The 6,189-nt window shown below is 67.0% G+C and carries 2 protein-coding genes; both read left to right on the plus strand.

Annotated elements, in window-relative coordinates; all coding sequences use genetic code 11:
- Nucleotides 1-5,608, plus strand: a 5,608-nt coding sequence (locus ACWF94_RS30110; RefSeq protein ID WP_453495435.1) for a polymorphic toxin-type HINT domain-containing protein, incomplete at its 5' end; no start/stop codon positions are given.
- 2 nt (nt 5,609-5,610) lie between these two features.
- Entirely contained in the window at nt 5,611-6,015 is a 405-nt protein-coding gene (locus tag ACWF94_RS30115; RefSeq protein ID WP_453495438.1) for an Imm10 family immunity protein, read from the plus strand.
- The last annotated feature ends 174 nt before the right edge of the window (nt 6,016-6,189 follow it).

A 6,189-nucleotide genomic window follows, 5' to 3' on the forward strand; every position in this document is an offset into this window, starting at 1 on the left:
CTGCAAGCAGGCGTGGCGGTGGAACCTCGACCATGTCAAGGACGCCCGCGGCAATGTGATGTCGTACTACTACGGCGCCGAGACCAACCACTACGCCCTCAACGGCAAGACGGACGTCAACGGCACCGCCTACACCCGGGGCGGCTATCTCAAGCGGATCGACTACGGCCAGCGCGCCGGGGCCGTCCACACCACCAAGGCACCGGCCCGGGTGGTGTTCCGGACCGAGGAACGCTGTCTGCCGGACGCGGCCTTCGACTGCGCCGAGTCCAAGTTCACCGCCGCCAACGCGGCCCGCTGGCCGGACACCCCGGTCGACCGGAACTGCAGACCCGGCACGAAGTGCACGATCACCCAGGCGTCCCCGACCTTCTGGACCACCAAGCGGCTCACCGGCATCACCACCCAGATGAGCACCGGCCCGGCCGCCACCGACTGGGCCGATGTCGACGCCTGGACCCTCACCCACTTCTTCACGGACAACGGCGACGACACCAAGACGCTCTGGCTCTCCAAGATCGGCCATGAGGGCAGGGCCAACCATCTGGGCCAGGGCGGGGGCCCGATCGCGCTGCCTTCGCTCGACCTCGGCGGCGAACACCGCAAGAACCGGGTCGACAGCGCCACCGACAACATCGACGCCATCCACCGCTTCCGGCTCGCCACCGTACTGAGCGAGACCGGCGCACAACTCGATGTCACCTACGCCCCGGCCGACTGCACCCCCGCCACACTGCCCCAGCCGGGATCCTCCACCAAGCGCTGCTATCCGGTGAAATGGATGCCTCCGGGCGCCATCACCGAACGTACCGACTGGTTCCACAAATACGTGGTCGCCGAGATCACCGAGACCGACCGCACTGGCGGCGGCGAGGATCTGGTCACCCAGTACGCGTACAACGGCCCGGCGGGCTGGCGGCACGCCGAGCGGGACGGCATCACCGACGACAAGTTCCTGACCTGGGGCCAGTGGCAGGGATACGGGCAGGTCACGGTGCTGAGCGGCAGCCGCCAGAACCTCAGGACCCGGATCGACTACACCTACCTCCAGGGCCTGCACGGCGACAAGGCACCCGGCGGCGGCACCCGTACCGAGCAGGTGACCGACTCCACCGGGGCCGTCTTCACCGGGCACAAGGAGTACACCGGCTTTGAACTGGAGGCGAAGACCTACGACAACGGCCAGGTCATCGCCAAGTCGATCAACGAACCATGGAAACACGACACCGCGACCCGGACCCGCCCCATGGGGTCCGCACCCTCGATCGTCACCAAGGCCACCATCGTCAAACCGCGGGTCACACGCGGCTACTCCCTCCTCGGCAACGGCACCTGGCGCACCACCAAGTCCGTCTCCGAGTTCGAGACGACGGGCCGTACCGGACGGCTCACCGAGACCAATGACCTGGGCGACCTGAGCACCGCCGGGGACGACACCTGCACCCGGCTGTGGTACGCCGACAACCCGGCCCTCAACCTCGTCGACCTGCCGTCCCGCAGCGAGTCGCTCTCCGTGGCCTGCACGGTCACCCCCGACCGCAGCAAACACGTCATCAAGGACGAGCGGACCGCGTACGACAAACTCGCCGTCGGTGCCGCCCCCACCCGGGGCGAGGCCACCCAGACCGAGCGCCTGACCGCGCACAACGGCACCGCCGCCACCTATCAGATCACCGGCACCACCGAGTACGACCTCTTCGGCCGTCCCACCCTCCAGCGGGACGCCAAACTGGCCGAGACCAAGACCGCGTACACCGATGTCAACGGCCTGATCTCCCAGACGAAGGTCACCAACGCCCTCAACCACATCACCACCACCGACTACGCCCCCGCCTGGGGCGCCTCCACCGGCCAGACCGACCCCAACGGCAAACGCACCGACCTGGCCTATGACGCACTGGGCCGGCTGACCTCCGTCTGGTTCGCGAACCGCCCCAAGTCCCTCAGCCCCAGCATCAAGCACTCGTACAACGTCCGGCGTGACGACGTCGTGGCCATCAAGACGGAGAAGCTGGAGAACGACAGCACCTACGGAGTCGAGTACCAGCACTACGACAGCTTTCTGCGGCCCCGCCAGAAGCAGACCGAGGGGCCGAACGGCAGCCGGATGATCGGCGAGGTCTTCTACGACGGCGCCGGAAAGATCAAGAAGGTCAATGAGACCTTCAACGCGCTCGGCGCCCCCCAGGACCGGGTCGCCACCGTCGCCAACGGCGAGGTCGGCGGTCAGACCGTCACCGAGTACGACGCACTGGGCCGCCCCACCGCCGAGATCTTCCAGATCGCCGGTGTCGAGCAGTGGCGCACCACCACCGCGTACGAGGGCGACCGCACCCATGTCGACCCGCCCACCGGCAAGCGCCCCACCACCACGATCACCGACGCCCAGGGCCGGGCGACCGAACTACGGCACTACAACACCCCCTCGCCGCTGCCGAACGGCCCCGGGTCCCAGTACGACACCACCACCTACACCCACACCTCGGCGGGCCAGCTGGAGACGGTCACCGACGCCGCGAACAACGTCTGGCGGTACGAGTACGACCAGCTCGGCCGCAAGACCAAGTCCATCGACCCGGACGCCGGGGTGTCGACCACCGTCTACGACGAGCTGGACCGGCCCGTCAGCACCACCGACGCCCGCGCCAAGACGACCTCCACCGTCTACGACCAGCTCGGTCGTCCCAAGACCACCTGGGAGGGCGCCCCGGTCACCGGTACCAAGCTGACCGAGACGTACTACGACAAGGCCGGCTGGCTGGGCCACGCCTGGGCGTCCCTGCGCTACATCAACGCCACCCAGTACTTCGCGACCATCACCAAGGACATGGACGCGCTGTACCGGGTGGAGAAGGTCGACCACACGGTCCCGACCACCGAAGGCGCCCTGGCCGGTACCTACACCTTCACCAGTACGTACAACCCGGACGGAACGGTCAAGAGCCAGGGTATGCCGGGCGCGGGCGCGCTCGGCGGGGAAGCCATCGCCTTCGGCTACGACGATCTCCAGCGCCCGACCTCGATGACCGGCCACACCCCCTACGTCAGCGCCACCCAGTACACCCCCACCAGCCAGCTCAAGGCGCTGCACCTGTCCAACGGCACCGGCCGCAAGGTCCAGCAGAGCTTCACCTACGAGCGCGGCACCGACCGTCTCACCCGCGCCGTGGTCGACATCGAGGGCGTCACCGGCCCGGCCAAGGCGTCGAACTACTCGTACGACCAGTCCGGAAACGTCCTGTCCATCGCCGACACCTCCGGCCTCAGCCCCGATGTGCAGTGCTTCTCCTACAGCAACCGCCAGACCCTCGCCGAGGCATGGACCCCCGGGGCCACCGCGACCGAGGCGGACGGCTCCGGCACCGTCGGCGGTACGGGAACGGCCCCGGCGGCCTGCGCGGCGGCACCCGGCACCAAGGCGCTGGGCGGCCCCGCCCCGTACTGGAAGTCCTACGAGACCGACGCCATCGGCAACCGCGTCAAGGACGTCACCCACGACACCGGGCTCGACGCGACGAAGAACGTCACCCGCAACTACACCTACGGCGAGGGCCCGGCCGGCCCGCACGCCCTCACCCGGGTCGACGACACCTCGGCCCCCGGCAAACCCACCACCTTCGCCTACGACGCCTCCGGCAACCTCGACGCCCGCACCACCGACAACAAGACCCAGGACTTCCAGTGGAACGGAAGCGGCGAACTCACCAAGGTCGTCGAGGCCGACGCCACCGAGACGGACAACATCTACGACGCCTCCGGCAACCGCGTCCTGCGCCGTGACAAGAACGCGACCACCGTCTATCTGCCCGGCATGGAACTGCGCCTGCCCAAGAACGGCACCGCGGTCGAAGCCACCCGCTACTACAGCTTCGGCGGCCAGTCCATCGCCGTCCGGCAGAACGACAACCAGCTCTCCTTCCTCGTCCAGGACCACCACGGCACCGGCGAACAGGCCATCAACGCGGCCACCAGCGCCGTCTCCCAACGGCGCTTCGACCCCTTCGGCATGGCCCGAGGCCAGGACGCGGGCACCTGGCCCGGGGAGAAGGGCTTCGTCGGCGGCACCATCGACACGTCGACCGGACTGACCCACCTCGGGGCGCGCGAGTACGACGCGAAACTCGGCAGATTCATCTCCGTCGACCCCGTCATCGACTACTCGCTGCCCGAGCAACTCAACGCCTACGCCTACGCCTACAACTCGCCCGTCACCCTCTCCGACCCCACCGGCCTCGTCCCCAGCTGCGCCGGAGGCAAGCCCGGCTGGATGTGCGAGGACCAGCAGACCGCCCCCGAGAAGGCCGAAGCCGAGGTCGACCACGCCCACCAACAGGTCACCCGCGCCAAGGGCCAGCAGACCCGCGCCAAGAAGCGCATCGCCACCGCCGGAAAAGCCCTCGTCAAGATCGTCAAACAACTCATCGGCGTCGACGCCGCCATGGACTGCTTCTCCAGCGGCGACCTCGCCGCCTGCGGCGAAACCCTCCTCAACGTCGCGGGCAGCTTCGCCGGCGGCCTCGCCGGCAAGATCCTCGCGAAGTACGGCGTCCCCTGGAACTGGGCCAAGGGCGCGAAGCTCGCCAAGCGGGTCGCCGGTCTGGTCGGCGACCTCATCGGCGGCGTCCGCAGCTACTTCAAGGCGGGCGACGCCATCGCCGGGGCCATGTCCAGCCTGGACAAGGCGAAGGGCGCGCTTGCCGTTGCCCGGGTGAAGGCGAAGGCGGCGGCTGCCAAGGCGGATGCGGCGCTTGCGAAGCTGATGAAGAAGGACAGGTGCCACAGTTTCCTTCCCGGCACCCTCGTCCTCCTCGCCGACGGCACGAAGAAACCCATCGAGGCCGTCAAGCCAGGCGACAGGGTCACGGTCACCGACCCCGAGACCGGTGAGACGACGACCCGCGAGGTCGCGGACACGATCGTGACGGAGGACGACAAGGAGTTCGTCGACCTCACCATTCGCGCGAAGTCCGGGGACCCGGCCGAACTGGTCTCCACGACGACCCATCCGTTCTGGGTGAACTCGGAGGACAAGTGGGTTGAAGCCGGTGATCTGTGGCCGGGGATGACGCTCCGGACGCCGGGCGGGGAAACGGTCACGGTGGAGGGGGCACGGAGCTTCGAAGAGCGGCAGCGGACGTATGACCTCTCGATCGATGAGATTCATACGTACTATGTGCTGGCGGGGGCAGTTCCGGTCCTCGTCCATAACTGCGATGCTCCCGGCCACACTGCTGATGTTGATATCGAGGACGTGAACGGTGACGTTCGATTGTCGTACTCTGTGCGCAGCGGGAACGCATCGGACCCGGAGAAGGCATTGGGCGGGGGGTACAACACCGAAGCCGCGACACACACGGAGAATCGTGTTGCTCGGATGTCCGGAGCTTCGGCAGGGAAGAATCCCATCCTCGGCGATCCCTACGCTGGAATCATCGCTGTGAATAAGGGAGAGACAGTCCGGCTCTTCGGTCAGCGGCCTCCGTGTCCTCGATGCAGGGGGGCAATGAACCGAATGGTCAACGAGCTCGGGGTGAACGTAGTGTATTCATGGGCCAGCCCACTCGGAGCTGGCGACTGGACCGCCAATGGCGGTCGGAGGAGGAGGTGACGATGGAGATAACCGCTCGATCTGTCGGCTATGAGGAGGATGAAGTCGACGAAGTCATTGAGGCAGGATTCTCGGAACGCGGTGACGGCAGCGGCTTCGTCCTGTCGATCCAGCGGACCGCATACGAGCCTGACGACCAAGATGTCTCGCTGGGTATGGATACTTATTGTCTCAGTAGCGGCGGGAGGACTCACTATGGTGGGATTCTGCGGGCAGTGAAGGAGGGCAACTCACTTCAACTGAGCATCTCTTCACAGGCCGCATTGTCTCTGGACATCCCTGAAGAGATCAAAGTTCATCTGGACGCTCCCGACAACACCGTGGAGTCGTTCTTCGGCGGCCTGCCAGGAATTCTGGTGTGGGGACGGATGGAGGATCGCCCCATGCTCATCGGGTTCTCTCGCTGATGCCCACCAAGAGTCTTTGACGACCGGTGCTGCAACCTCGGAGGTTGGAGCACCGGTTCGGGCACGACACCCGAGGTGGGCTATGGCTTTGCGGCACTGGGGATAAGGCCCAGGGCCTCTACCTCCGCCCACACCGTCTTCCCCGGCCCCACCCGCTGGCGCACACCCCAGACC

The organism is Streptomyces sp. NPDC055078 (assembly GCF_053607985.1).

Bases quoted from the DNA above. Each gene is read 5' to 3' on its own strand.
- ACWF94_RS30115 (WP_453495438.1), top strand. From the start codon at position 5,611: ATGGAGATAACCGCTCGATCTGTCGGCTATGAGGAGGATGAAGTCGAC.